Source organism: Methylobacterium sp. NMS14P (genome assembly GCF_028583545.1).
Lineage (GTDB): Bacteria > Pseudomonadota > Alphaproteobacteria > Rhizobiales > Beijerinckiaceae > Methylobacterium.
In genome coordinates this window covers 816,088-839,065 of sequence record NZ_CP087106.1, presented here as the reverse complement: position 1 = coordinate 839,065, position 22,978 = coordinate 816,088, and the positions used below count along the sequence as shown (strand labels likewise).

Sequence of the window (22,978 nt, the reverse complement as noted above, 5' to 3'; positions counted from 1 at the left end):
ACGACACACAGAAGACACAGTTCGATTCGGCGCTCGGTGCTTGACAAACGAGAGGGCCCGGCGCAGCGCGCCGGGCCCTCGGATCTTCCGATCGGACCACCTCGCCGGGTCGCGGCGGCGCGGTGCAGGCCCCGGGTCCGGGACCGTCCGCCCCGCCGGCGACGCGGGCTCAGTAGCGGTAGTGCTCTGGCTTGAACGGCCCGCTCTCGGAGACGCCGATATAGGCGGCCTGATCGGGGCGGAGCTTCGAGAGCTTCACGCCGATCTTCTCCAGGTGCAGGGCCGCGACCTTCTCGTCGAGGCTCTTCGGCAGGGTGTAGACCTGCTTCTGGTACTTGCCCGGGTTGGACCAGAGCTCGATCTGGGCCAGCGTCTGGTTGGTGAACGAGGCCGACATCACGAAGGACGGGTGACCGGTGGCGTTGCCGAGGTTCACCAGGCGGCCCTCCGACAGGAGGATGATGCGGTGGCCGTCCGCGAAGGTGATCTCGTCCACCTGCGGCTTGATGTTCGACCACTTGAGGTTCTTCAGGCCGGCCACCTGAATCTCGTTGTCGAAATGGCCGATGTTGCAGACGATCGCCCGGTCCTTCATCGCCCGCATGTGGTCGATGGTGATGATGTCCTTGTTGCCCGTGGCGGTGACGAAGATGTCGGCGCGCGGCGCCGCATCCTCCATGGTCACGACCTCGTAGCCCTCCATGGCGGCCTGGAGCGCACAGATCGGGTCGATCTCCGACACGAGCACGCGGCAGCCGGCGTTGCGCAGGGACGCGGCCGAGCCCTTGCCCACGTCGCCGAAGCCCGCGACCATCGCGACCTTGCCGGCCATCATCACGTCGGTGCCGCGGCGGATGCCGTCGACCAGCGACTCCTTGCAGCCGTACAGGTTGTCGAACTTCGACTTGGTGACCGAGTCGTTCACGTTGATCGCCGGGAAGAGCAGCTTGCCCTCCTTGGCCAGCACGTAGAGGCGGTGGACGCCCGTGGTGGTCTCCTCGGAGACGCCCTTGATGCTGTCGGCGAGGCCGGCGAACCAGCCCTTCGGCTTCTCGGCGAGCTTCTTCTTGAGCAGCGCGAAGAAGACCTCCTCCTCCTCGCTCTCGGGCTTGTCGAGGAAGGCGGTGTCGCCGTTCTCGGCGCGCAGGCCGAGATGGACGAACATCGTGGCGTCGCCGCCGTCGTCGAGGATCATGTTCGGCATGCCGCCGTCGTGCCAGTCGAACAGGCGCGAGGTGTAGTCCCAGTACTCCTCGAGGGTCTCGCCCTTCACGGCGAAGACCGGGATGCCGGCGGCCGCGATGGCGGCGGCGGCGTGGTCCTGGGTCGAGTAGATGTTGCAGGAGACCCAGCGGATGTCGGCGCCGAGCGCCTTCAGGGACTCGATCAGCACAGCGGTCTGGATCGTCATGTGCAGCGAGCCGGCAATCTTCGCGCCCTTCAGGGGCTGCGCCGCGCCGTACTCCTCACGGACCGCCATCAGGCCCGGCATCTCCGTCTCGGCGATCGAGATCTCCTTCCGGCCGTAATCGGCCAGCCCGATATCCTTGACGATGTAATCCTTGGCCATGAGTCGATGGCTCCGTGTTCGCGTTGCGGGTCGGTGCAACCCCCTACCACCGCGCGGCGTACGAAGCAATCAAGACATAAAGATGTCTTTATGCGTTCTAACCGGCGGGGCGGCCGCGCGAGCGCCCGCCCCACTCCGGATCGGGGCCCGCCCGCCGCTCAGCGGGTCGGCCGCGCCAGCCACCCGAGGCCGAACGCGACGGCGGCCACGAGGGCGAGGGTCGTGCCGCGGTTCTCGTCCGCGCGCGCCGCGAGGGTGCGACCGTGGCGCACCGCGCGCTCGCGGTAATGCTGGCCGCGCTCGAGCGCCTCGTCCGCCAGGGCGTGCCCGCGCTCGCTGACGTCGCGGAACCGGGCGCGGCCCTCCTCGACGAGGTGCTCGCCGCCGTGGCGCAGGTCGCGGACCGTGTCCCGGGCCTCGCCGTAGGCGTACTGGGCGGCTCCGGCTGCCTGATCGTAGGCGCCGTCGAGCTGGTCGCCCGCCCGGCCGCGGACCGCGCCCGCCGCCGTCTTGATCCGGCCGCGCAGGTGGCGGACGCCGCCCTCGAGATGATCCCTGTTCATGCTGTCTCTCCGATTCGGCGCGCGCCCCGGGGGCGCGACGCCTGCGTCGGGGCGGAACGATGGCGGAAGGCCACGGTTCCCCGCGGTGCCGCGGAGCGGCCTCAAGTTTCCGTGCGTCGACGCGTCCGTTCCGGAAACAGGTCCGGATCGGCGCGACGTCCACGGCCGCCGGGGAGCCAATCGCGGGGTACTGATCGAGGCGCATCGCGGCAGGGCCGGCGCCCCGATCTCTCGGCACGACTCGGCCTGTTCTGGAGCGCGTCCCGGCGGTGACTTGTCGGATGGCTGGAACGTCTCCGGCGGGGCCTAGATCTCGATCTCTGTGCCGACCTCCACGACCTGCCGGGTCGGCACGCCGAAGAAGGCGCCGGTGCGCTCGGCGTTGCGCTGCATGAAGGCGAACAGGTTCTCCCGCCAGGGCGCCATACCCCGCTTGTCCCGTCGCGGGATGATCGTCTCGTGCCCGACGAAGACGGTCATGTCGTCGAGGACGTGCGGCGGCAGGTGGCGCGATTCGACCGCGCAGGCCAGCCCCTCGGGGATCGAGGCCTCCTCCATGAAGCCGTAGCGCAGGATCACCCGGTAGAAATCCGGCGCCAGGATCGTCACGTGGGCGCGTCGGTCGCGCGGGACGGTGGGCGTCTCCTCGTAGAGCGCGGTGATGATCAGGATGCGCTCCATCAGGGCGTGGTTACGCTCCACGAAGCGCGAGAGATGCAGCGGGACGCCGTGCTCGGCCGCCGAGAGGAACGCGGCCGTACCCGGCAGCCGCAGCAGGTCGCGGTGCTGGAGACCGCCGAGGAAGACATCCTCCGGCAGCCGCAGCGCGGCCCGAGCCTCCTCGAGGAGTTCGTTGCCCTTCTTCCAGGTCAGCATCATCGCGGCGACGAGCCCGGCGAGCACCAGGGGAAACCAGCCGCCTTCCAGGATCTTCACGCTGTTGGCGGCGAAGAACACGAGGTCGATGCCGAGGAAGAAGCCGTTGACCGCGAGGACCAGGACCGGGTTGTAGCCCCAGCGGAGCGCGATCAGCGCGGCGAGCAAGGTGGTGATGCCCATCAGCATCGAGACCGCGATGCCGTAGGCGCCGGCCAGGGCGTCGGAGGAGCCGAACACGATGACGGCCGTCAGGGTCGCCACGGCGAGCAGCCAGTTCACCGCCGGCACGTAGATCTGGCCGCGCTCCTCGTGCGCCGTCTGGACGATGCGCATGGCCGGCAGGAAGCCGAGCTGGACCGATTGCTGGGTCAGCGAGAACACGCCCGAGATGATCGCCTGCGAGGCGATGATGGTCGCCATCGTGGCGAGCGCGACGAGGGGCAGATGGCCCCAGTCGGGGCTGAGGCGGAAGAACGGGTTCTCCAGGGCGTCGGGTGCGGCGATCAGCAGGGCGCCCTGGCCGAAATAGTTGAGCACCAGCGCCGGGAGGACCAGCGCGAACCACGCGATCCGGATCGGAAGGGCGCCGAAATGGCCGAGATCGGCGTACATCGCCTCGCCGCCGGTCACCGCCAGGAAGGCCGCGCCCAGCATCGCGAAGCTGACGTGCCAGCCGGCATGGAGCATGAAATCGACGGCCCGGAGCGGGTTGGCCGCCGCCAGGATCTCGGGCTTGGCGACGATCCCGGCGATCCCGAGAAGCCCCAGGACGACGAACCAGACCAGCATGACCGGTCCGAACACCCGCCCGATGGCGGCGACACCCTTGTGCTGGACCAGGAACAGCCCGACCAGGATCACCAGCGTGATCGGCACCACGTACGGGCCGAGCCCGGGCGCGTCGACCTTCAGGCCCTCGATCGCCGAGAGCACCGAGATGGCCGGCGTGATCGCGCCGTCGCCGTACAGCAGGGCTGCGCCGACCAGCCCGACCACCAGCAGCAGTGCCTTCCACGTCCCCGGCCGGGCCTGACGGGCGCCGAGCAGCGCCAGCATGGCGACGATGCCGCCCTCGCCGCGGTTGTCGGCGCGCAGGATCAGCACCGCGTACTTCAGCGACACGATCAGGATCAGCGACCACAGGATCAGCGAGACCGCGCCCGTGGCCGCCGCCGGCACTGACGCGCCGCCCGCGGTCGCGGCCTTCACCGCCTCCTTGAACGCGTAGAGCGGGCTCGTGCCGATGTCGCCGTAAACGACACCCAGCGCGCCGAAAACGAGGGCCGGTCGGAGCCTGCCGCGCGCAGCTTCCGCGTCGACCGTGCCGGTGTCGGATCGGGGACTCGCCGCGGGCGCAAGAGTCTGACTCACCGCAGGGCTCCCCAGGGCTCATCCGGCCCCGACGATTCGGGCGCCGGGCTCGACGCCGCAGCGGTAAAGCTAGGGGCAGCGGCCGCGCCGTCCAGCAACGGCGCGGCGGCGCTCATCCGATCAGGGCGGCCAGGGCATCCGGGCAGGCGTCGCCGCGACGCAGGCAGATAACGGGTGCCCCGGCGTGCCGGGCGATCGCGGCGGCCACGGTCGCGGCGGGCGCCGGTGCCCCCGGGCTCTCGCTGACCGCCACGGCGCGCAGCGCCACGCCGTGGAGGCGCAGGGTCTCGCAGGCGGTGAGCGCGTGGCTGATCGCCCCGAGATAGCTCCCGGATACGAGCAGCGCCGGGAGGCCGAGGGCCCGGAGCCAGTCGAGCCCGGTGGCGGCTTCGGTGACCGGGCTCATGAGGCCGCCGACGCCCTCGATCAGCAGCGTGCCCTCCGCGCGGGCGATCTCGTCCCGGCACCAGCCGACGAGGTCGGCCAGGTCCAGCGATCGCCCCTCCAGCACGGCGGCCTGATCGGGCGAGAGCGGTGCCGCGTATCGCCAGGGCGAGCAGGCCTCCACGGCCTCCTCGTCCAGGGGGAGGCCCTGCGCGTCCAGCAGCCGGGCGGTGTCGCTCTCGATGAAGCCGGGATCGCTGAGCGGCGGGACACCGCTGGCGAGGGGCTTCACCGTCCGGACCGCCCGGCCCTGCGCCCGCAGGCGGCGGGTCAGGGCGGCGGTGACGTAGGTCTTGCCGATCTCGGTCCCGGCCCCGGCGATGAACAGCGCCCGCGCGGGCATCCCCGCCTCAGGCCTGGAGGCTGCCGTGGCAGTGCTTGTACTTCTTGCCCGAGCCGCAGGGGCACGGCTCGTTGCGGCCGACGCGGCCCCAGGTGGCGGCGTCGGTCGGGTCGCGCTCCAGCACGGCGCCGTCCGCCGCGAGGCCCTGCGCCGCGAAGCCGTAGGCCGGGCCCCCGCCGCCGTCGCTGCCCGAGCCGAGGCCGGCATAATCCATCTCGTTCTCGCCGGTGACCGGGTCGAGATGCTGGGCGAACATCGGCGGCAGCGCCGGACCGCCGGGCGGGTACTCCTCCTGCGGCTCCTGCATCATGATCTCGACCCGCGAGAGCTGCGCGGTGACCTGCTCGCGCAGGGCGGTCACGAGCCCGTTGAACAGGTCGAAGGCCTCGGACTTGTACTCGTTCAGCGGGTCCCGCTGGGCGAAGCCGCGCCAGCCGATCACCTGCCGGAGGTGGTCCAGCGTCACGAGGTGCTCGCGCCAGAGATGGTCGAGCGTCTGCAGCAGGACCTGCTTCTCGATGTAGGCCGTGACCTCGGCGCCGTTCTTCTCGGTCCGCTCGGCGTAGGCCGTCTCGGCCGCCTTGAGCAGGCGCTCGCGCATCTCCTCGTCGGCGATGCCCTCCTCCTTGGCCCAGTCCTCGACCGGCACGTCGAGATTGAGGATCTCTTTCACCTGCTCGCGCAGGCCGGCGACGTCCCACTGCTCCGCGTAGGCGTTCTCCGGGATGTGCCGGGCGACCAAGTCGTCGATCACGCCCTCGCGCATCTCGTCCACGGTCTCGCGGACGCTGTCCTGGCCCATGAAGTCGCGGCGCTGCTCGAACACGACCTTGCGCTGGTCGTTCATGACGTTGTCGTACTTGAGCACGTTCTTGCGCATGTCGAAGTTGCGCGCCTCGACCTTCTGCTGCGCCTTCTCGATCGCCTTGTTGATCCAGGGGTGGATGATCGCCTCGCCCTGCTCCAGGCCGAGCTTCTGCAGCATCCCGTCCATCCGGTCGGAGCCGAAGATCCGCATCAGGTCGTCCTGAAGCGACAGGTAGAACTTCGAGCGGCCGGGATCGCCCTGACGGCCGGAGCGGCCGCGGAGCTGGTTGTCGATGCGCCGCGATTCGTGCCGCTCGGTGCCGATGATGTAGAGGCCGCCGGGCAAGGCCTTCTTGCGGCCCGCCTCCGGATCGGCCGGCTCGCCGGAGGCCAGCACCTTGGCGCGGTTCTCGGCGATCTCCGCCTTGATCGCCTCGATCGCGGCGTCGCGCTCCGGACCGTCGGCGAGGTGGCCGAGTTCCTTCTCGATCCGCATCTCGAGGTTGCCGCCGAGTTTGATGTCGGTGCCGCGGCCGGCCATGTTGGTGGCGATGGTGATCGCGCCGGGGACACCCGCCTCGGCCACGATGTAGGCCTCCTGCTCGTGGAAGCGGGCGTTCAGCACGGCGAAGCGCTTGGTCACCCGGCCCTCGCGGGCGGCGGCGTAGACGTCGGTCAGCGCGTTCGGATCGGAGTAGTCGAGCAGGGTGTAGCCGGCCTTCTTGAGCATCTCGGCGAGGTGCTCCGACTTCTCGATCGAGCCGGTGCCGACCAGGATCGGCTGGTGGCGCGCGTGCGCCTTGTCGATCTCGGCGATGATGCCCTCGTACTTCTCGCCGACGGTCCGGTAGACCTCGTCGTCCTCGTCGACGCGCTCGACCTCCTTGTTGGTCGGGATGTCGACCACGTCGAGCTTGTAGATCTCGGCGAACTCGTCGGCCTCGGTGGAGGCGGTGCCGGTCATGCCGGCGAGCTTCTTGTAGAGGCGGAAGTAGTTCTGGAAGGTGATCGAGGCGAGGGTCTGGTTCTCGGGCTGGATCGTGACCCGCTCCTTGGCCTCCAGCGCCTGGTGGAGCCCCTCCGAGTAGCGTCGGCCCTGCATCATGCGGCCGGTGAACTCGTCGATGATCACCACCTCGTCGTTCTTGACGATGTAGTCCTTGTCCCGGGTGAACAGCGTGTGGGCGCGCAGCGCCTGGTTCACGTGGTGGACGAGGCTGACGTTGTGCGCGTCGTAGAGGTCGCCGTCCTTGAGCAGGCCGACCTCGCGCAGGGTCTCCTCCACGAACTCGTTGCCGGCTTCCGTGAGCGAGACCGTGCGCTGCTTCTCGTCGAGGTCGTAGTGCTCGCGCACCAGCCGCGGCATGATCGCGTCGACCGACACGTAGAGCTCCGAGCGGTCGTCCACCGGGCCCGAGATGATCAGCGGCGTGCGCGCCTCGTCGATCAGGATCGAATCGACCTCGTCGACGATCGCGAAGTTGTGCCCGCGCTGCGCCAGCTGGGACAGCTCGTACTTCATGTTGTCGCGCAGGTAGTCGAACCCGTACTCGTTGTTGGTGCCGTAGGTGATGTCGCAGGCATAGGCGTCCTTGCGCTGCGCATCGTCGAGGCCGTGCACGATCGTGCCGACGGAGAGACCCAGGAACCGGTAGAGCTGGCCCATCCACTCGGCGTCGCGGGCGGCGAGGTAGTCGTTGACGGTGACGACGTGGACGCCCTTGCCCTCCAGCGCGTTGAGGTAGACCGGCAGCGTCGCCACCAGGGTCTTGCCCTCGCCGGTCTTCATCTCGGCGATGCCGCCCTCGTGGAGCACCATGCCGCCGATGAGCTGCACGTCGAAGTGGCGCTGGCCGAAAACGCGCTTGGCCGCCTCGCGCACCGTGGCGAAGGCCGGCACGAGGATGTCGTCGAGGCTCTTGCCGTTGGCGAGTTCGGCCTTCAGCATGTCGGTGCGGGCGCGCAGGGCCTCGTCCGAGAGGGCCTGGATCTCCGGTTCCAGCGCGTTGATCTGCGCGACGCGCGGGCGGTAGCCCTTGACGCGGCGGTCGTTTGAGGAGCCGAAAATCTTCTTGGCGATGGAGCCGAGCATCATAGACCTGCGGACGCGCGAGCCCGCCCACGGGTGAGCGTGGCGGGCCGGCCTGGACGGAGTTGGCCGGGCTTATAGAGGTAAACATCGCCCGGCGCACCTGGAAGGGGCAGCCCTCAACGCGAGCCGGTACGGTCACGGTTCCGGCATCCGCGAAATGGCCGCGCTTGCCTTCTCGCCCGACGCGGGCCACCTGTGCCGCGGCGCGACGCCCGGCCGATCCGGCGCGACGCCGAGACGTGAGCCGAGGACTTCGCCCGTATGCCGAACACCGCCCTTCTCCGGCGCGTCAGCGCGCTCGCCGTCATGATCGCGATGCCGGGACTGGCGCTGGCCCAGGCACCCCAGAAGGCCCCGACGCCGGCCGCCAACACGCCGGCGGCCCCCGCCGCGACGCCGGCCGCCGCGCCGAGCGCGGACGCGGTCGTGGCGAGCGTGAACGGCAAGCCGATCACGCAGGGCGACCTCGCCATCGCGGCCGATGACCCGGCCCTGTCGCTGCCCGGGGTCGACGAGGCCCAGAAGAAGAACCTGCTCGTCGACTACATGGTCGACCTCCGCGTCGGCGCGCAGGCCGCCGAGGCCGCCAAGATCGGCGACACGCCGGAGTTCAAGCGCAAGCTCGCCTATTTCCGCGACAAGCTCCTGCTCGACGACTACCTGGAGCAGGAGGCCAAGCGCGCGGTCACGCCCGAGGCGGAGCACGCGATCTACGACCAGACCGTCAAGCTGATGAAGCCCGAGGAGGAGGTGCACGCGCGCCACATCCTGGTGGACAACGAGGCCGAGGCCAAGAAGATCGCCGCGCGCATCAAGGGCGGCGAGGATTTCGCCAAGGTCGCCGCCGAGGCGTCGAAGGACCCGGGCTCGAAGGCCGAGGGCGGCGATCTCGGCTGGTTCACCAAGGAGCGGATGGTGCCCGACTTCGCCAACGCCGCCTTCGCGATGAAGCCCGGCCAGATCTCCGACCCGATCAAGACCCAGTTCGGCTGGCACGTGATCAAGGTCGAGGAGAAGCGGACCAAACCGCAGCCGACCTTCGACGAGCTCAAGGAGCAGATCGACCAGCACCTGATCCGCAAGGCGCAGCAGGACATGATCCTGAAGCTCCGCTCGGAGGCCAAGATCGAGCGCACCGACGCGCCGCCGGCCGCTCAGGCCGCGCCCGAGCCGAAGAAGTGACGGTTCGAGACTGACCGGCGCGGCCCCGTGGGGCCGCGCCCCGTCGTCAGTACGGCCGATCGGGGACGAGGTAGCTGGACTGCGCCGGCGCCGGCTGCGGCGTGATGCCGAGTGCCGCGAGTTCGGCGCCGCGGCGCCCCTCGGCGATCCTGTCGAGCACCGCGATCAGCAGCCACGGACACGCGATGCCGATGAAGAACGCCATGTGATCCTCCCGCGCCGAACCGACGGGCCCGTTCAGCTTAGGAAAATAATAGGCGGGCCGGGCCGCGCCGCAAGCGGCATCCGGCCCGGATCTCAGATCCAGCCCTGCAACTCGCGGCGCACGACGTGCTCGATCACCCGCATGCCGAGGTCGCTGTCGTTCAGGCAGGGGATGTAGGCGAAGCGCTCGCCGCCGTTCTCCTCGAAGTAGTGGCGGTTCTCGCCGTCGAGTTCCTCGAGGGTCTCCAGGCAATCCGCCGTGAAGCCCGGGGCGACGATCGCCATCCGCTTCACGCCCGACTTCGCGAGGTCCATCACCGTCTCGTCGGTGTAGGGCTTCAGCCATTCCTCGTTGCCGAAGCGCGACTGGAAGGTCACCCGCATCTTCTCCGGCGACAGGCCCAGCGCCTCGCGGATCAGCCGCCCGGTCTTGTGGCACTGGCAGTGGTACGGGTCGCCCTTGAGCAGGTAGCTCCGCGGCACGCCGTGGAACGAGGTGAGGATCACCTCCGGCTCGAAGTCGAGCTTGGCCAGGCCCTCGCGGATCGAATCGGCCATGGCGGCGATGTAGACCGGGTCGTCGTGATAGGGCGGCGAGACGCGCACCGAGGGCTGCCAGCGCATGTCCATCAGCGCCCGGAAGGCCTGGTCGCAGGCCGTGGCCGAGGTCGCGGCGGCGTATTGCGGGTAGAGCGGCACCAGCAGGATGCGGTCGCAGCCCTGGTCGAGCAGCGCCTGGATCCGGCCGGCAACCTCGGGCTTGCCGTAGCGCATCGCCCAGTCGACCACCACGGACTCGCCCATGGCCGCCTGAAGGCGCTCGCTCTGGCCGCGCGTGATGGTCTTCAGCGGCCCCTCGTTCAGCGCGTTGTTCCAGACGCTGGCGTAGTCGCGGCCCTTCGGGCCGGGGCGCTTCGTCAGGATGATCAGGTTGAGGAGCGGCCACCAGATCAGCCGCGGCACCTCGATCACCCGGCGGTCCGACAGGAACTCCTTGAGGTACCGGCGCATCGGCCAGTAGGACGTGCCCTCGGGCGTCCCGAGATTCATCAGGAGCACGCCGACGCGGCCCCAGGCCACCTTCGGGTGGTCGCCCGGCAGGGTGTCCGCCGCGGGCTTGAGCGGTGCGAGGGGCCGGCCATTCGCCAGCGCGGCGGGTTCGACGCGTTCGTTCATGGCAGCGTTCCGGCGCCGCGCGCCGAGATCCTTCCTCTGGTTTCCGATATCCGGCCGCCGGCGCGTACGCCTGAACCGGGCCGGAGGCTTAAAACCCCGTCGGGTGCGCTTCCATGTAGGGTGCGAAGCCGCCCGGCGAAGACCGGACGCGCCATGCCGCACCGCGATCGGCGGCACGCTCGACCCTAGTCCCTAAACACGGGCGGCTCGCAGCCGCAACCGCCGCGCCCGTGACGGCGCTCGCCAGCCCCCTATCTGCGCCGGGGATCCGAGCGCGAGAGACCATGACCGACACGCCCGTCGCCGACGCCCTCACCGCTTTCCGCGCCTCCGGCTCGTCGTGGCTGAGCCTGCCCTTCTTCGCCGCTGGGGTGGCCGACGCCGTGGCCCGGCGGGTCGACGCGCGAATCGCCGCGGGTGCCCGCGTGCTGCCGGCCCCCGACCGGATCTTCCGCGCCCTGACCGAGACCCCGCTGCAGGACGTGCGGGCCGTGATCCTCGGGCAGGACCCGTACCCGACCCCGGGCGACGCCAACGGCCTCGCCTTCTCGTTCGTGGGATCCGGTCGCCTGCCCGCCTCGCTGAAGGTGATCCTGGCGGAGGCGGGATCCGACCGCGCCGCCGGCGGCGACCTGACGCCCTGGGCGCGGCAGGGCGTGCTCCTGCTCAACAGCGCGCTCACCGTGGAGGCCGGCAAGGCCGGCGCGCACCTGCGCTACGGCTGGGCCGCGCTGACCGACGAGGCGGTGAGCGCCGTTTCGGCGCGTCCGGAGCCCGCGGTGTTCCTGCTCTGGGGCGCCCAGGCACGGGCCAGGGCCGCGCTGATCGACGCGGGCCGCCACGGCGTCTTCGAGAGCGGACACCCCTCGCCGCTCAACCGGGCCCGGGATTTTCCCGGGTCCGACCCGTTCGGCCGGGCCAACCGGTGGCTCGCCGCGCACGGCCGCCCGGCGATCGACTGGCGCCTCGGCTGAGGCCGGCGCCGATCCGGCGCGTGCCCTATTGCGGCTTGGCGGGCTCAGCGGGCTCAGCGGGCTTGGCGGGCTTCGCCGGCACGGCGGGCTCCTGGCCCGCGGGCAGGAGCACGTTCTTGGCCACCGTGCCCTCGGGTCCGTACTCGCCGGCCACCGCGAGGCAGGCCTGGTCGCGGTTCTGCGCCATCTGGTTCGACATCAGCGTGAACATGGTCTGCACCCGGTTGCCGAACGGCCCCCGCGGCTGGACGTCGCCGATCCGCACGTTCTGCTTCGCCAGCAATGCCTCGAACTGGTCGCTGCCGATCCGGTATCCGCAGACGTTCGAGGCCGCGAAGATGTAGGCGGCGAATTCCAGGGCCCGCGGGGCCGGGGCGTTCCGGATCTGCGCCTGCGCCGGCAGGGCCGCGAGCGTGGCGGCGGCGACGAGTGAGATCCGGGTCGTTGTGGAGCGCATGCGCGGCGGTTCCTCGATCGGGGGCGGCCTCTGGCGGGCAGCCTCTGGCGGCCGGGACATAGGCCGGACCCGCGCGCGCGCCAATGCGACCGAAGATGCGGCCCGGGATGCCGGCAATTCGCCCGTCTCGGTTCACGGCCCGTTGGCCATAGGCCCAATCTGCGGCCCGCGCGCCGACGAAAATGCGGTCGTTTTTCGACGGAACGCCGGCGCGTGAGAGAGTGTTAACCTGCTCGCGTCACGCCAGGACCTGCAGTGTGTCCAGATTCAGGCGGTCCGCATCGCATGTACGGCGTCCATTCCCCGGCGGCCTCCACTTCTCTCCCGACTCGAGACGCCGACCGGCGCGCCCGGCCGGGCGCGCAAGGCGCCGCCAACGCGGAGCGGCGTGCGGGGCCGGCCGTGCCGGCCGCCGCGATCTGTCCGCACCGCTTCTCGCGCTGGGCCTGGGGCGAGGGCCTTCGCGTCGGGCAGGCGGTGGCGCTCATGGTGCAGGATCTCGGGCAGGCGGAGGCCATGCGCCTCGGCCTCACCCGCCTCGGACTGCGCGTCGTCTGCCTCGACTGCGCCGGCCGCGACCAGGCGCTAGCCGACAGCCTCTCCGAGTCGGGCGCCGTGCTGGCGGTCGTCGATACCGCGCTCGCCGACGCCTACGCCGGCGTGCTGGGCCGGCTCGCCGCCTATCCCGCGCTGTGGTGGAACGGTCCCGGCGCCGACTACGCGAGCCTCGACCTCGCCCTGGCCGAGCAGGGCTGACAGCCGGCTCATCGCGAACGGCAAGCCGCGGCGTCGCGAACCTGAACCCCGCGTGCTACCGTCCGGCGACGCGACCGGCCCCGCGCCAGGGAGGCCGGCGCCGGGAGACGCCGCCATGACCGCAGCCCTTGCCACGGCCGCCGCCCCGGAGGCGCCGGTGCTGCTGCGCAGCGACGCCGACGGGGTCGCGACGCTGACGCTGAATCGGCCGCAGGCCCGCAACGCCCTGTCGATGGCCCTGATGGGCGCTCTCCAGGAGCAGCTCGACGCGATCCGAGCGGATCCGTCCGTGCGGGTGGTGATCCTGCAGGGGGCCGGCCCCGCCTTCTGCGCCGGGCACGACCTCAAGGAGATGCGCGCCGATCCGTCCCGGGAGGCGACGGAGGCGGTGTTCCGCACCTGCGCCCGGCTGATGCTGAGCCTCACGCGCCTGCCGCAGCCGGTGATCGCCCGGGTGCACGGGATCGCCACCGCCGCCGGGTGCCAGCTCGTCGCCACTTGCGACCTCGCCGTCTGCGCCGAGACAGCGCGCTTCGCCACGCCGGGGGTGCAGATCGGCCTGTTCTGCTCGACCCCGATGGTCGCCCTGTCGCGGGCCGTGTCGCGCAAGGCCGCCCTGGAGATGCTGCTGGTCGGCGAGCCGATCGACGCCGCGGAGGCTCTGCGGATCGGGCTCGTCAACCGCGCCGTGCCGGAGGCGGATCTGGACGCCGCGGTGGGCGCCCTCGCGGGCCGGATCGCCGGGAAGGCCCGCCGCGTCCTGGCGATCGGCAAGGAGGCGTTCGGCCGGCAGATCGAGATGGGCCTGGAGGACGCCTACGGCTACACGGCCGAGGTGATGACCCGGAACATGATGATGGCCGACGCGCAGGAGGGGATCGACGCCTTCCTGGGCAAGCGGCCGCCCCGCTGGGAGCCGTGAGCCGGTCTCCTGGCGCGATACGACGCAGGCCGTTCGGCGCGCGGCGCGTAGGTGATGGCGCCGCCCTGCCCTAGGATGAGGGCCTGTCCGATCCTGCCGGGCTCGGCGCCGCAACGCGGAACGGCTGATGAGCACCATCGACCTGCTCGGTCTGACGCTGTCCTTCTACGGCACGATGCCGCCGCCGCGGCCCCCGCGGCCGAACCGCAACGGCGCGACCTGGGCCGCCGCCGTGATCTTCGGAGCCGTCTGCATCGCGACGATCGGGCCGATGATCACCATCTGGAGCTTTCACCGGCCCTACGCCGAGGCCAAGGCGCGCTGCATCGCCTCCGGCGGCCGGGTCCTGTACGGGGCCCTCGACGGCAGCGGACCCTATCGCTGCGAGCGGCCTGCGGCCGCCGCGGCCGCCGCGGCCATTGCGCATCCGGCCAAGCCGGCGGATTGATCCGCCCGCCGCATGGGCTTTAGGTCGATCCGGCGCCTCCCGACGCGAACCCGGATAGCCTCACCTTGGAAAACGCGATCACCCGCTGGGTCCAGTCGACCGCCCTGATGCGGTCGGACGTCGAGGCCCTGATCGGCTTCGCGCTGGCGATCGGCGTCACCCTGCACGCCCTGCTGCGCAAGCGCCGGGTCAGCGTGGCGGTGGGCTGGATCGGGCTCGCGTGGCTGTCCCCGATCTTCGGCACGGCCCTGTACCTGACCTTCGGCATCAACCGGGTCTCGCGCCGCGCGCGGCGGCTGCGGACCAAGCCCTCCGACGCGACGCAGCTGCCCGACACCGACGACGCCGTGGTGCCGGAGGCGCTCTGGCCCCTCGACCGGGCCATCCGGCGGATCACGAGCCTGCCGGCCTTCGCGGGCAACACCGTGCAGATGTTCCGCAACGGCGACACCGGCTATCCGCAGATGCTGGCGGCGATCCGCGAGGCGCGGTCCAGCATCGGCCTGTCGAGCTACATCTTCCGGGACGACGCCACCGGCCGCGAGTTCTGCGAGGCCCTCGTGGAGGCGAAGGCCCGGGGCGTGCAGGTTCGCGTCATCATCGACGGGATCGGCGGCGGCTATTTCCGGGCGCCGGTCTACCGCCGCCTGACGGCCGCAGGGGTGCCGGCGGCCCTGTTCATGCACTCCGCCCTCCCCTGGCGGATGCCGTTCCTCAACCTGCGCTCGCACAAGAAGCTGCTGGTCATCGACGGGCGGACCGCCTTCACCGGCGGCCTCAACATCTCCCACCCGAACCGCGTCGCCCTGAAGCCCGAGCACCCGATCCGCGACACCCATTTCCGGATGACCGGTCCGGTGGTCGAGCAGCTCGCCGCCGCCTTCGCGGCCGACTGGGCCTTCGTGGACGGCGAGAACCTCGACGGCCCCCCGTGGTTCGTCGACCTCGAGCCGTGCGGACCGAGCGTCGCCCGGGCCGTCACCTCCGGCCCCGACGCGGACGTCGAGAAGATCGAGCAGGTCATCCTGCAGGCCCTCGCCTGCGCGCGCCGGTCGGTGCGGTTCGTGACGCCCTACTTCCTGCCCGACGAGCTGGTGACCGGCGCGCTCGCCCAGGCCGCGACCCGGGGCATCACCGTCGACGTGATCATCCCGCGGGTCAGCGACCACCCCTACATCGACTGGGCGACCCGGGCGCATCTCGATCCGCTGCTGCGGGCCGGCGTGAACGTCTGGCTCGACGAGCCGCCCTTCGACCATTCCAAGGCGATGGTGGTCGACGACGTCTGGTGCTTCGTCGGCAGCGCCAACTGGGACATGCGCAGCTTCCGGCTCAATTTCGAGCTGAACGTCGAGATCATCGACGCGGAGCTCGCGGCCGATCTCGACCGGTTCATGCGCGGCAAGATGCAGGCGCGGCTCAGCCGGGAGGATCTCGCCGCGCGCGGCCTGCCGATCCGTCTGCGCGACGCAGGCGTGCGACTGCTGCTGCCATACCTTTGAACCGGGCGGGGGCGTGCGCCTCCGGCGCCGGGCCGAGATGGACGACGATCGGCCGGTGATCGGAGCGCCCCCGCGGCAGCACCGCGTGCGCGTGGCAGACGAGCCCGCGGGCGAGGCAGCGGTCGAGCCGCAGCGGCAGGACCTCGACCATCGCGTGGGTCGGTTGCCGCGGTCCGACGTCGCGGAAGCCCGGGATCAGCGCCGGGCCGACGATGTTGTAGTCGCCGAGCACGGCCGCCCGCGGCGGCAGCTCGCTGACGATGCGCCGCAGCTGGCGCCGGTTCAGCATCTGCCCGTGCGACAGGTGGACGTTGGCCACGCCGAACTCGCCGAGATCGAGGATCTGGCAGACCCGGTGCACGAGGGCGCCGGACGGAAGCGCGATGACCCGGGGCGGGGCCGCCCAGGGCTTCGGGCTCCACATGGCGAGCCCGTGGATCCGGCCCGGCAGGGGCGCCCAGGCGTAGTGGCCGCCGATCCGGTCCAGCAGGAAGCCGATGGCCCGGGTCGCCTCCTGCATCAGCAGCAGGTCGGGCTTCTCCTGCGCCACGAGGGCGGCGACGTCGTCCACCGCCGCGCCGGTGCGCCGCAGCAGGTTCCAGCTCACGATCTTGAAGGGCTGGTGCGGCCGCTCGGCGGGGCGGATCGGCGTGACGGGCGACGGTGCGGGGTTGGAGCGGGCCGGGCGTGCAGCAGGATTCATCGGGCCGGTCTCGTACCTCAGCGCGCGGCGCTCCCGCCACCGCCACGCTCTAACGCGCCCGGAGCCGGGACGTTCGACCGCTTTCGCGCCGGGCACGGGCGTGCCGTCGGCGGCGGGGGGCCGCCCGGTCCGACCTGCCCGCCCCACAGCCCATCGCCGGGCGCCGCTTGAGGCGGACCCGGTCGGCGGCCTAAGAGCCGGCAGGGCGACGCCGGCCGCTCCGCGGACTGCCGCGCGCCGCCATCCCACCGATCCCGTCCGGAGGCCATGACGGCGTTCAGCTTCATCCATGCCGCCGACCTGCACCTCGGCAGCCCGCTGTCGGGCCTCGCCGCGCGCGACGCGGATCTGGCCCGGCGCCTCGCCTCGGCGAGTCGGCAGGCCTTCGAGGATCTGGTGAGCCAGGCGATCGAGCGGTCGGTCGCCTTCGTGGTGGTGGCGGGCGACGTCTACGACGGCGACTGGGCCGACACCACGATCGGCCTGTTCTTCGCCCGGCAGGTGGCGCGCCTCGACCGCGCCGGCATCCCGACGATCCTCGTGCGCGGCAACCACGACGCCGAGAGCGTCATCACGCGCTCGATCACGCTGCCGGGATCCGTGCACGTCTTCCCGACCGCGCGCGCCGGCACCCTGCGCCTCGACGCGCTCCGCGTCGCGGTCCACGGCCGCAGCTTCCAGGGCCGAGCCGTGGAGGAGAACCTCTCGCTGACCTACCCGGCCGCCGTTCCGGGCTGGTTCAACCTCGGGGTCCTGCACACCTCCTGCACCGGCCACGCCGCCCACGAGACCTACGCCCCCTGCTCGGTCGCCGACCTCGCGGCCCGGGGCTACGAGTACTGGGCGCTCGGTCACATCCACGAGTACGCGGAGCTGTCCCGGGATCCCTGGATCGTGTTCCCCGGCAATCTCCAGGGCCGGAGCGTGCGCGAGTGCGGCGAGAAGGGCGCCGTCGTGGTCGACGTCGCCGACGGGCGGGTGGCCGGCGTCAGCCGCCTGCCCCTGGACCGGGCGCGGTTCGAGCGGGTCACGGTCGACCTCGCGGCGGTGGCCGACGCGCGCGGCGCCGTCGAGGCCGTCGAGGCGGCGCTGAGGCCCCTGGCCGCCGTCGCGGCGCGCCGGCTGCTCCTGGTCCGCGTCCACCTCGCCGGGACGACCCAGGCCCACGACGCCCTCGCGGCCGATCGCGAGTCCCTGACGGCCGAGATCCAGGCGGCCGCGCACCGGCTGCACGAGGACATCTGGCTGGAGCGCCTGAAGATCGAGACCCGCCGGCCGCGCGCCGCGGCGGAGCCGACCGGTGCCGCCATCGACCCCGCGGCGCTGCTCGCCGACCTCGACCGCGACCCGGAGTTCCGCGCCCGGGCGAAGGCGGCGCTGGCCGAGATCGGCGGCCGGATGCCGGGGACCGCCGCCGCGGAGGCCGACCTCGACGCGGAGTTCGACGCCCTCTGCGCCGAGGCCGAGGCGCTCGTCCTCGGGCGCCTCGGCGGCCGGCACTGCTGAGGCGCGCGCCCATGGATCCCCGATGCGCCTGATCCGCCTCGCCCTCGAGCGCTACGGCGCCTTCACGGACCGCACCGTCGCGTTCCAGCCGGACGCGCGCCTGCACGTCGTGCTGGGCGCCAACGAGGCCGGCAAGAGCACCGCGCTGGCGGCGGTCACCGACCTGCTGTTCGGCTTCGGGAAGTCCACGCCCTACGCCTTCCTGCACGACATGCCGCAGCTGCGGCTCGGCGCGGAGATCGCCGCCGCCGACGGGCGCCGGCTGTCCTTCCGCCGCCGGAAGGGCAACAGCCGCACCCTCATCGACGCCGCCGACGCGCCGCTCGCCGACGACGCGCTCGCCCCGTTCCTCGGCGGCCTGTCCCGGACGGTGTTCTGCCGGGCCTTCGGACTCGACGCGGCGAGCCTCCGGGCCGGGGGCCGCGAGATGGTCGACGTCGAGGGCGAGGTCGGCGCGAGCCTGTTCGCGGCGGGCTCGGGCCTGCGCGGGCTCACGGAGCTGCAGACGACACTGGACGCGGAGGCCGAGGCCATCTTCGCCCCGCGCCAGGCCAAGCACCGGACCTTCTACCAGGCGCTGGAGCGCCACGAGACGGCCCGGCGGGCGATCCGCGAGCGGGGCCTGCGCGCCGGCGACTGGCGCGCCCTGAACGACGAGATCGCCGCGGCGGCCGCGCAGCTCGAGGCGCTCCGGTCCGAGCAGAAGGCCGGCGCGGTCGCGCGCGCCCGGCTGGAGCGGTTCAAGCGCGTCCGCCCGATCATCGCCGAGATCGACGCGCTGGAGCAGCGCATCGCCGCCGAGACCGACCTCGTCGACGCGGATCCGGCCTGGATCGCGCGTCTCGGGGCCGCGCTGGACGCGTGCCGCGCCGCGGATTCCGAGGCGGAGCGGGCCGAGGCCGGACGCGACCGGGCCCGCGGCGAGGCCGAATCCGTCCCGGTCGAGCCGGGGCTGACCCACCGGGCGGACGAGATCCTGGCGGCGTTCAGCGGCACCCGGGAGTTCGAGAAGGGCGGCACCGACCTGCCCCGCATCGAGGGCGACGCCCACAAGGTCGGGCTGGAGCTGGAGCGGCTGCGCGCCCGGATCGGCGTGCCCGACCTCGCCGCGCTGGAGGCCCGCCAGCCCCCGGACGCCGCGCGGGCGCGGACCGAGCGGCTGATCCGCGACGGCCGGACCCTGGCGGCCGCCGAGGAGCAGATCGCCCGCGACCTCGCCGCCGCCCGCGCCGAGCGGGAGCGCCTCGCCCGCGAGGTGGAGGCGGCCGACGCGGCCCGGGACCCGACCCCGCTCCGGGAGGCGCTGAAGCCCCTCGCCCGGCTCCACGAGCGGATCGCCGCCCGCGACACCCTCGACGGCGCGGTCCGCCGGGAGGCGGCGCTGCTGCGCAACCAGGCCGAGCGGCTGTCGCCCCCGGTCCCCGACCTCGCCGCCCTCGTCCGGACGCCCCTGCCCGCCCCCGACACGGTGGCGCGCTACCGTCAGCGCCTCGAGGCCAAGACCCGCGAGCACGAGCGGGCCGCCGACCGGTGCGACGCGGCCCGCCGGCAGGTCGCGGTCACCCGGGCGCGGCTGCGGGAGCGCGAGGCCGGCCGACCCGTCGCCACCCGGGAGCGGCTCGACGCCCTGCGGGCGACCCGCGACGCGGCGTTCGCGCCGCTGCGCGACGCCCTCGCGGCCGGCCGCGCGGCCGCCGTCGCCGAGATCGCGGCCTTCGAGCGCGCGCTCCTCGAGGCCGACCGCGTCGCGGACGAGCGGGCCTCGGACGCAGCCCGGGTCGCCGCCCACGCGGCCGACCTGGAGCGGCTCGCCGCCGAGGAGGCGGAGGCCGCGCGGGCCGACGACGTGCTCGCCGGTCTCGCCGCGGAGCTCGCGGCGGGCGAGGCGGCGTGGCGCGAGGCTTGGCGGCCCGCCGGCCTCGTGCCCGGACCGCCGGCCGAGATGGCGGCCTGGCTCGCCGAGGTGGAGAGCCTGATCGAGGCCGAGCAGCGCCTCGCCGCGCAGCGGATCGAGGCGGACCGCCTCCTGGCGCGGATCGAGTCCGCGCGCGCGCCGTTGTCCGACCTGCGCGCCCGCGCCGGGCTCGACGCCGCGCCGGACCTCGAGATCGCCGCCGCGCTGGACGGTCTCGAGGCGCGCATCGCCGCCCTGGCCGGCCGGTGGGAGGCCAATCTGCAGACCGGCGGCCTGCTGCGCGCGGCCGGACTGTCGGTCGAGCGGCTGGAGGCGAGCCTCGCCGAGACCGCCGCCCGCCGCGCCGCGTGGCGCGCCGACTGGGCGGCGGCGCTCCTGCCCCTCGGCCTCGACGGCTCGGCCGCTCCCGAGGAGGCGGAGGGCGCGCTGGAGGCGTGGCGGAGCGTGCCGGACCGGCTGGCGGAACGGGCCGCCCTGCAGCGCCGCTCCGCCGGGATCCGCCGGGACATGGAGGCGTTCCGGGCCACCGCGACCACGCTGGTCGAGGCCCTGGCGCCCGACCTCGCGGAGGTGTCGCCCGCCGGCGCGATCCGATCGCTGCACGGCCGCCTCGTGGCCGCGCAGGCCCGCGAGGCGCGGCGCGCCGAGCTGGACCGCCGCCGCGACGAGGCCGACGCGGCCCATCGCGCCGCCGCCGAAGCGCGCGACGCGGCGCGGGCGACGCTCGCCCGGCAGGTCGCCGAGGTGATGCCGGACCTCGCCGCGGCGCCGACGCCGGAGATCGACCGGCTGTTCGGCCGCCTCAGCGCGCGGGAGGCGCTGCGCGCCGAGCGCCTGCGGCTCCGCGGCACGCTCGCGGGCGCGGCCGACGGGCTCCCCGAGGCCGAGCTGCGCGCCGGCCTGGAGACCCTGTCCCCGGAGGCGATCGAGGCGGAGCTGGCCCGGCTCTCTCTCGAGGCCGAGGAGCAGGCCGAGCGCGGCCAGGTCATCTTCGCGGACCGCGACCGGGCGGAGCGGCGGCGGGCGGAGCTCGAGGGCGGCACCGGCGCCGAGCTGGCGCTCGCGGAGCGCAAGGCCGCGGAGGCGGATCTCCAGGCGGCTTCCCGGTCCTGGGCCGTGCTGCGGCTCGCCGGGCTGATGCTCGGGCAGGCCGTGGCCCGCCACCGCGCGGGGCAGCAGGACCCGCTCGTCACCCGTGCGGGCGCGCTGTTCGGCGCGCTGACCGGCGGCGCGTTCTCCGGTCTGGCGCAGATCTACGACGAGGCCGACACCCCGAAGCTCGCCGGGCAGCGCGCCGGCGGCGGGACGGTCGCGATCGAGGGCATGAGCGAGGGCACCCGCGACCAGCTCTATCTCGCCCTGCGGCTGGCCTATCTGGAGGATTACGCCGGCCGCGCCGAGCCGGCGCCCTTCATCGGCGACGACCTGTTCTCGACCTTCGACGAGACCCGGACCGGCCACGGCCTGGACGCGCTGGCGGCGATCGGCACCCGGGTCCAGCCGATCCTGTTCACGCACCACCGCCACGTCGCGGACATCGCCCGCGACCGGCTCGGCACGGATGTCGACGTGGTGACGCTCTAGGCGAGGCCGGCGGAGGGGGCCGTTCCGTACCCTCCCCGGCCACCGCGTCTCAGGCGCCCGCGCCCCCGAGGTAGCGCGCCTCCAGATGGGCCCGGAACGCCGCCGTGCCGAGCTTCGTCCCGGTGGCGCGGGTGAGCAGGTCGTCGGTGTCGAGCAGGCTCCCCACCGCGTGCACGTGCGTGCGGAGCCAGTCCCGCAGGGGACCGAAGTCGCCCTGCGCCAGGCAGCCCGGCAGCGCCGGCTCGGCCGCGCGGGCGGCCCGGAACAGCTGCGCGGCCGCCATGGCGCCGAGGGTGTAGGTCGGGAAATAGCCGAACGCACCGCTCGGCCAGTGGATGTCCTGGAGGCAGCCGACCCGGTCGTCCGGCACGGTCAGGCCGAGGAGGTCGCGCAGGCCGTCGTTGAACGCCCCCGGCAGGTCGCGCACCGCGAGGTCGCCCGCGATCATCGCGGTCTCCAGCCGGTAGCGCAGGAGGATGTGGGCCGGGTAGGTCGCCTCGTCGGCATCCACCCGGATGAAGCCCGGCGCGACCCGGGTGTTGAGCGCGTGCAGGTTCTCCGGCGACCATTCGGGCCCGGATCGCCCGAACGCCGCCTGCAGGAGCGGCGCCAGGAAGGTGAAGAACTCCCGGCTCCGGCAGGCCTGCATCTCGACGATGAGCGACTGGCTCTCGTGCAGGCTCATCCCCCGCGCCGCGCCGACCGGCTGGTTCCGCCACGCCGCCGGCCGGCCCTGCTCGTAGAGGGCGTGCCCGGTCTCGTGGAGAACGCCCATCAGGGCCCGGCCGAAATCGGCCGCGTCGTACCGGGTCGTGATCCGCACGTCGTCGGTGGCGCCGCCGCAGAACGGGTGCAGGCTGATGTCGAGCCGACCGCGGGTGAAATCGAAGCCGACCGCCTCCATCAGCTTCAGGCCGAGGCCGCGCTGCACCGTCACGTCGAACGGGCCGGCGAGCGGGAGCGGTGCCGGCCGGGACGCCTGGATCTCCCGGGCGCGGGCGATCAGGGCCGGCAGCCAGTCGGTCAGGTCCGCGAAGAGCGGGTCGATCGTCGCCCGGCGCATGCCGGGATCGTAGCTGTCGAGGAGCGCGTCGTAGGGGTCGAGGCCGAGGGCCGCGCCCTTCGCCTGGCCGATCTCCCGCTGGAGCCGCAGCACCTCGGCGAGGTGGGGTTCCAGGCGGCCGAAGTCTGCGTCGCGCCGCGCCTCGCGCCAGACCATCTCCGAGCGGGACACGGCGCGGGAGCTGGCCTCGACGAGGTCGCGCGGGACCGCGGTGGCGTGGGCCTGGGCGCGGCGCATCTCCCGCAGGTTGGCGGCGGGCCAGGGTTCGAGGCCCCCGCCCTGCTCCGCCGCCGCCAGCTCCTCGGCGGCCTCGGGGGCGGTGAGCATCCCGTGGGCGAGCCCGCGCAGGATCGCGAGCTGGTCTCCGCGGGCCTCGGCGGCGCCGTCGGGCATCAGGGTCTGCGCGTCCCAGCCGAGGATCCCGGCCGCGCCCTCGAGGGCGGCGAGCCGGGCGAAACGCTGTTCGAGGGTCTGATAGGCGGTCATGCGGTCTCCGGTCCGGTACGTCTCGCGGCGC

General features: G+C 72.9%; 18 protein-coding genes. 8 read left to right on the top strand and 10 right to left on the bottom strand.

The window, feature by feature from the left end:
* Nucleotides 1-169: 169 nt before the first annotated feature.
* The 5 genes from ahcY to secA all read right to left on the bottom strand — a co-directional run bounded on the left by ahcY (nt 170) and on the right by secA (nt 8,069).
* Nucleotides 170-1,570, bottom strand: a complete 1,401-nt coding sequence (gene ahcY, locus LOK46_RS03945) for an adenosylhomocysteinase (protein ID WP_273562580.1) — start codon at nt 1,568-1,570, stop codon at nt 170-172.
* Nucleotides 1,571-1,728: 158 nt separating this feature from the next.
* The gene (locus LOK46_RS03940) at nt 1,729-2,133 is read right to left on the bottom strand and encodes a CsbD family protein (protein ID WP_273562579.1); all 405 of its coding nucleotides are present in this window, start codon (nt 2,131-2,133) and stop codon (nt 1,729-1,731) included.
* 306 nt (nt 2,134-2,439) lie between these two features.
* Complete coding sequence (locus LOK46_RS03935) at nt 2,440-4,383, bottom strand: potassium transporter Kup (protein ID WP_273562578.1); 1,944 nt, start codon at nt 4,381-4,383, stop codon at nt 2,440-2,442.
* 112 nt (nt 4,384-4,495) lie between these two features.
* Nucleotides 4,496-5,170, bottom strand: coding sequence for a dethiobiotin synthase (bioD, locus tag LOK46_RS03930; protein ID WP_273562577.1), 675 nt, complete (start codon nt 5,168-5,170; stop codon nt 4,496-4,498).
* A gap of 7 nt (nt 5,171-5,177) precedes the next feature.
* Entirely contained in the window at nt 5,178-8,069 is a 2,892-nt protein-coding gene (secA, locus tag LOK46_RS03925; RefSeq protein WP_273564532.1) for a preprotein translocase subunit SecA, read from the bottom strand.
* Nucleotides 8,070-8,330: 261 nt separating this feature from the next.
* Here secA and LOK46_RS03920 point away from each other — a divergent pair, with 261 nt between their 5' ends.
* The gene (locus LOK46_RS03920) at nt 8,331-9,251 is read left to right on the top strand and encodes a peptidylprolyl isomerase (protein WP_273562576.1); all 921 of its coding nucleotides are present in this window, start codon (nt 8,331-8,333) and stop codon (nt 9,249-9,251) included.
* A 46-nt stretch (nt 9,252-9,297) separates the two neighbouring features.
* Here LOK46_RS03920 and LOK46_RS03915 read toward each other — a convergent pair whose 3' ends face one another.
* Both LOK46_RS03915 and hemH read right to left on the bottom strand, forming a co-directional pair.
* Nucleotides 9,298-9,456 (bottom strand): hypothetical protein, encoded by a 159-nt coding sequence (locus tag LOK46_RS03915; RefSeq protein WP_273562575.1) that lies wholly within the window; start codon nt 9,454-9,456, stop codon nt 9,298-9,300.
* A gap of 92 nt (nt 9,457-9,548) precedes the next feature.
* Nucleotides 9,549-10,631 carry a ferrochelatase gene (gene hemH, locus LOK46_RS03910; protein WP_273562574.1) on the bottom strand — a complete coding sequence of 361 codons (1,083 nt, stop codon included), beginning with the start codon at nt 10,629-10,631 and terminating at the stop codon, nt 9,549-9,551.
* A 284-nt stretch (nt 10,632-10,915) separates the two neighbouring features.
* On the opposite strand from hemH, the gene LOK46_RS03905 reads away from it, so the two are divergent.
* The gene (locus LOK46_RS03905) at nt 10,916-11,605 is read left to right on the top strand and encodes a uracil-DNA glycosylase (RefSeq protein WP_273562573.1); all 690 of its coding nucleotides are present in this window, start codon (nt 10,916-10,918) and stop codon (nt 11,603-11,605) included.
* Between the two features lie 25 nt (nt 11,606-11,630).
* On the opposite strand, the gene LOK46_RS03900 is transcribed toward LOK46_RS03905, so the two are convergent.
* On the bottom strand, nt 11,631-12,062 hold the full coding sequence (locus tag LOK46_RS03900; protein WP_273562572.1) for a hypothetical protein: 432 nt from the start codon (nt 12,060-12,062) through the stop codon (nt 11,631-11,633).
* Between the two features lie 402 nt (nt 12,063-12,464).
* Here LOK46_RS03900 and LOK46_RS03895 point away from each other — a divergent pair, with 402 nt between their 5' ends.
* From LOK46_RS03895 to LOK46_RS03880, 4 genes are all read left to right on the top strand, one after another.
* On the top strand, nt 12,465-12,818 hold the full coding sequence (locus LOK46_RS03895) for an AMP-dependent synthetase (RefSeq protein WP_273562571.1): 354 nt from the start codon (nt 12,465-12,467) through the stop codon (nt 12,816-12,818).
* Between the two features lie 115 nt (nt 12,819-12,933).
* Complete coding sequence (locus LOK46_RS03890) at nt 12,934-13,740, top strand: enoyl-CoA hydratase (RefSeq protein ID WP_273562570.1); 807 nt, start codon at nt 12,934-12,936, stop codon at nt 13,738-13,740.
* Nucleotides 13,741-13,867: 127 nt separating this feature from the next.
* Nucleotides 13,868-14,188: a hypothetical protein gene (locus tag LOK46_RS03885; RefSeq protein ID WP_273562569.1), complete on the top strand. Its 321-nt coding sequence runs from the start codon at nt 13,868-13,870 to the stop codon at nt 14,186-14,188.
* Between the two features lie 65 nt (nt 14,189-14,253).
* Nucleotides 14,254-15,690 carry a phospholipase D-like domain-containing protein gene (locus LOK46_RS03880; RefSeq protein WP_273562568.1) on the top strand — a complete coding sequence of 479 codons (1,437 nt, stop codon included), beginning with the start codon at nt 14,254-14,256 and terminating at the stop codon, nt 15,688-15,690.
* Here the strand turns inward: LOK46_RS03880 and LOK46_RS03875 are convergent.
* A complete protein-coding gene (locus LOK46_RS03875) occupies nt 15,608-16,393 on the bottom strand; it encodes an endonuclease/exonuclease/phosphatase family protein (protein ID WP_273562567.1) in 786 nt (261 codons plus the stop codon). The two genes, LOK46_RS03880 and LOK46_RS03875, sit on opposite strands and share 83 nt — an antisense overlap.
* A gap of 267 nt (nt 16,394-16,660) precedes the next feature.
* Between LOK46_RS03875 and LOK46_RS03870 the strand changes: the two genes are divergently transcribed.
* Together LOK46_RS03870 and LOK46_RS03865 are read left to right on the top strand one after the other, a co-directional pair.
* Nucleotides 16,661-17,899 (top strand): metallophosphoesterase family protein, encoded by a 1,239-nt coding sequence (locus tag LOK46_RS03870; RefSeq protein ID WP_273562566.1) that lies wholly within the window; start codon nt 16,661-16,663, stop codon nt 17,897-17,899.
* A gap of 22 nt (nt 17,900-17,921) precedes the next feature.
* Nucleotides 17,922-21,398: an ATP-binding protein gene (locus tag LOK46_RS03865; protein WP_273562565.1), complete on the top strand. Its 3,477-nt coding sequence runs from the start codon at nt 17,922-17,924 to the stop codon at nt 21,396-21,398.
* 49 nt (nt 21,399-21,447) lie between these two features.
* Here LOK46_RS03865 and LOK46_RS03860 read toward each other — a convergent pair whose 3' ends face one another.
* A complete protein-coding gene (locus tag LOK46_RS03860) occupies nt 21,448-22,947 on the bottom strand; it encodes a carboxypeptidase M32 (RefSeq protein ID WP_273562564.1) in 1,500 nt (499 codons plus the stop codon).
* Nucleotides 22,948-22,978: the final 31 nt, after the last annotated feature.

What these genes read in the sequence shown, in the direction of transcription:
- LOK46_RS03865 (WP_273562565.1), top strand. Translation starts at nt 17,922, where the DNA reads ATGCGCCTGATCCGCCTCGCCCTCGAGCGCTACGGCGCCTTCACGGAC.
- LOK46_RS03900 (WP_273562572.1), bottom strand. Translation starts at nt 12,062, where the DNA reads ATGCGCTCCACAACGACCCGGATCTCACTCGTCGCCGCCGCCACGCTC.
- LOK46_RS03905 (WP_273562573.1), top strand. Translation starts at nt 10,916, where the DNA reads ATGACCGACACGCCCGTCGCCGACGCCCTCACCGCTTTCCGCGCCTCC.
- LOK46_RS03915 (WP_273562575.1), bottom strand. Translation starts at nt 9,456, where the DNA reads ATGGCGTTCTTCATCGGCATCGCGTGTCCGTGGCTGCTGATCGCGGTG.
- LOK46_RS03870 (WP_273562566.1), top strand. Translation starts at nt 16,661, where the DNA reads ATGACGGCGTTCAGCTTCATCCATGCCGCCGACCTGCACCTCGGCAGC.
- LOK46_RS03890 (WP_273562570.1), top strand. Translation starts at nt 12,934, where the DNA reads ATGACCGCAGCCCTTGCCACGGCCGCCGCCCCGGAGGCGCCGGTGCTG.
- secA (WP_273564532.1), bottom strand. Translation starts at nt 8,069, where the DNA reads ATGCTCGGCTCCATCGCCAAGAAGATTTTCGGCTCCTCAAACGACCGC.
- hemH (WP_273562574.1), bottom strand. Translation starts at nt 10,631, where the DNA reads ATGAACGAACGCGTCGAACCCGCCGCGCTGGCGAATGGCCGGCCCCTC.
- bioD (WP_273562577.1), bottom strand. Translation starts at nt 5,170, where the DNA reads ATGCCCGCGCGGGCGCTGTTCATCGCCGGGGCCGGGACCGAGATCGGC.
- ahcY (WP_273562580.1), bottom strand. Translation starts at nt 1,570, where the DNA reads ATGGCCAAGGATTACATCGTCAAGGATATCGGGCTGGCCGATTACGGC.
- LOK46_RS03920 (WP_273562576.1), top strand. Translation starts at nt 8,331, where the DNA reads ATGCCGAACACCGCCCTTCTCCGGCGCGTCAGCGCGCTCGCCGTCATG.
- LOK46_RS03885 (WP_273562569.1), top strand. Translation starts at nt 13,868, where the DNA reads ATGAGCACCATCGACCTGCTCGGTCTGACGCTGTCCTTCTACGGCACG.
- LOK46_RS03860 (WP_273562564.1), bottom strand. Translation starts at nt 22,947, where the DNA reads ATGACCGCCTATCAGACCCTCGAACAGCGTTTCGCCCGGCTCGCCGCC.
- LOK46_RS03940 (WP_273562579.1), bottom strand. Translation starts at nt 2,133, where the DNA reads ATGAACAGGGATCATCTCGAGGGCGGCGTCCGCCACCTGCGCGGCCGG.
- LOK46_RS03875 (WP_273562567.1), bottom strand. Translation starts at nt 16,393, where the DNA reads ATGAATCCTGCTGCACGCCCGGCCCGCTCCAACCCCGCACCGTCGCCC.